At 74.8% G+C, this 2,235-nt stretch carries 3 protein-coding genes; 2 read left to right on the top strand and 1 reads right to left on the bottom strand.

Annotated elements, in window-relative coordinates; translation table 11 throughout:
• Both RKE29_RS29490 and RKE29_RS29485 read left to right on the top strand, forming a co-directional pair.
• A partial coding sequence (locus tag RKE29_RS29490; RefSeq protein ID WP_312008775.1) for a PQQ-binding-like beta-propeller repeat protein occupies window positions 1-1,249 on the top strand: 1,249 nt, incomplete at its 5' end.
• A 219-nt stretch (window positions 1,250-1,468) separates the two neighbouring features.
• Window positions 1,469-2,053: a hypothetical protein gene (locus tag RKE29_RS29485; protein WP_312008774.1), complete on the top strand. Its 585-nt coding sequence runs from the start codon at window positions 1,469-1,471 to the stop codon at window positions 2,051-2,053.
• Here the strand turns inward: RKE29_RS29485 and RKE29_RS29480 are convergent.
• Window positions 2,005-2,235 (bottom strand): hypothetical protein (locus tag RKE29_RS29480; protein ID WP_312008773.1); only part of this gene is annotated, 231 nt, incomplete at its 5' end. The genes RKE29_RS29485 and RKE29_RS29480 overlap by 49 nt on opposite strands.

Here is a 2,235-nt window from a genome sequence, read left to right as displayed (position 1 = left end):
CGCCGCCCTGCCGCCGCCGATGGCCCCGGCCGACACCGGGGGCCTGGGCACCGGCGGCCCCGGCGCCGGGCCCGGCAGATCCGCCGCGCCGGGCGGCGACCCGGCGCCCGGCCGCTGGCGCCCGTGGCGGTTCCGCATGTCCAACGACGTGTGGGGCACGCCCGTGGTGGCCGGCGACCTGCTGTACGTGACGTCCTTCGAGGTGCACGCGCTCGACGTGGCCACCGGGCGGCGGCAGTTCAAGACCCGCGACGTGGCCTGGTCCATGGCCGTCTCGGGCGGCCGCATCCACGCCTCCGACGGCCCGACCCTGTACGCGCTGGACGCGCGGGACGGCGCCGAGGGGTGGCGGCTGACGGTGGACGGCTGGGTGTACTCGCTGCGGGCCGACCGCGGCACGGTCCTCACCGCCACGCGCGGCGGCGGCGCACAGGCGTGGGAGGCCGCCAACGGCGAGCTGCTGTGGGAGACCGGGGGCCTGCAGACCGACTTCGAGACTGCCGAGGCGGGGCCCGTCGTCCACGACGGCACGGTCTACGTGTGGGCGGACGCGCGGCTGCGCGCCCTGGAGGCCCGTACGGGCGCGGAGCGCTGGTCGTACCCGGTCGGCGACGCGGCGTCCTGCGGCGGCGTGCCCGTACGGCTGCTGCCCGGGCCGGACGGCGTGGTCTACGTGTCGGCGGGCACCCGGGTGCTGGCCATCGACATCGCGCGTGGGGACGTGCGGTGGCGCTTCGAGGCGCCCTCGGTCTTCCTGTGCGCCCCCGCGTACGCGCCGGGGCCCGCGGTGGCGGGCGGCGGCGTGTACATCGCCGACTACCTCGGCACGGTGTACGCGCTGGACGCGGCCACCGGCCGCGACCGCTGGCGCATCGCGACCGAGGCGCGGCAGTCCACCGAGCCGGTGGTGGTGGCCGACGGCTCGGTGCACCTGGGCAGCGGCAGCGCGCTCTACACCCTCGACGCGGTCACCGGCACGCCCAAGTGGCGGTTCGCGGCGGGCGGCGAGATCGTGGGCGCGCCGGTCGCGGCGGACGGCCGCGTCCACTTCGGCTCGGCGGACCACTGCCTGTACACGGTGGACGCGGCGGGCGGGCACCTGCGGTGGAAGCTGGCGACGGGCGGCGAGATCACCGGCTCGCCGGTGGTGGCGGCGGGTGTGGTGTACGCGTGCAGCAAGGACCGCTGCGTGTACGCGCTGGACGCGGTGAAGGGGACCGGCCAGTCGCGGTCCCCGGCCCGGGGCTGACGGGCCCCGGGAGCCGTCCCGCCCCTTTTGCCCGTTGCCCGACCGTGACCGGAAGCGGAGGAACCGCGGGTCCGCGCGGGTCGTCTCACAGAGCTGACCGGCTCGCTTCCGCACCACAGGAGGCGATTAGGGGGACGGGGCCGCCATTGCTAGGGTGGCGTGCACTCGTCAACTGGTGCCAGGTTGGCGTGATTGCACCTTGTTCAACGGGGGTTCTCCATGCAAAACCGTTATGTCCGTGTTGCCGCTGCCGCCGCGGTGGGGCTGCTCGCGCTGACCGTCCTGACCGGGTGCAGCAAGTCCAAGAAGGACGGCCAGGGCTTCGGCGGCGGCGGGTTCATCGGCGGCGCCGGCAACGGCGAATCGTCCAGCCTGCCCTCCGGCTTCCCCACGAACCTCCCCTCCGGCTTCCCGAGCCTGCCGACCGGCCTCCCGTCCTACACCCCCGGGTACGGGTACACGCCGGCGCCGGACTACTCCTACTCGTACTCCGCGCCGCCCACCTACAACCCGGACGCGATCAGCGAGACCAGCGGCACCAACTGCCGGTACGACCAGTCGACCAACCAGTTCAAGTACGACGTCACGGTCACGAACACGGACTCCACGCGCAGCTTCCGCTACATGGTCAGCGTGAAGTGGAAGGAGAGCGGGTCCAGCATGATCGGGTACGACTCGCAGACGGTCACCGTGCTGCCGGGCAGCACGCAGCACTTCACGGCCACGTCGTACTACAGCGTGACGCGGCGGATCAGCTACACCTGCCAGGTCGACTCGGCGACGAAGTACGTGGCGACGAGCTGACACCCGGCGCGCGGGCCGCCGCCGGCCCGCCGCGGCGGCGTACGGCCCTCGGAGCGGCGGTACGGGCCGGACGGCGGTACGCGCCGGGGCGTACGGGCTACGGGCCGAACCGCTGTACGGGCCGGGGCGTACGGCCGCACGGCGGCGCCGACCGGGCCCGCGCCCGAGGCCGCCGCGCCGGC

The sequence above is a fragment of the Streptomyces sp. B1866 genome (assembly GCF_031932565.1).
In the GTDB taxonomy this organism is placed as follows: Bacteria; Actinomycetota; Actinomycetes; order Streptomycetales; family Streptomycetaceae; genus Streptomyces.
This window is presented reverse-complemented; position numbering and strand designations above follow the sequence as displayed.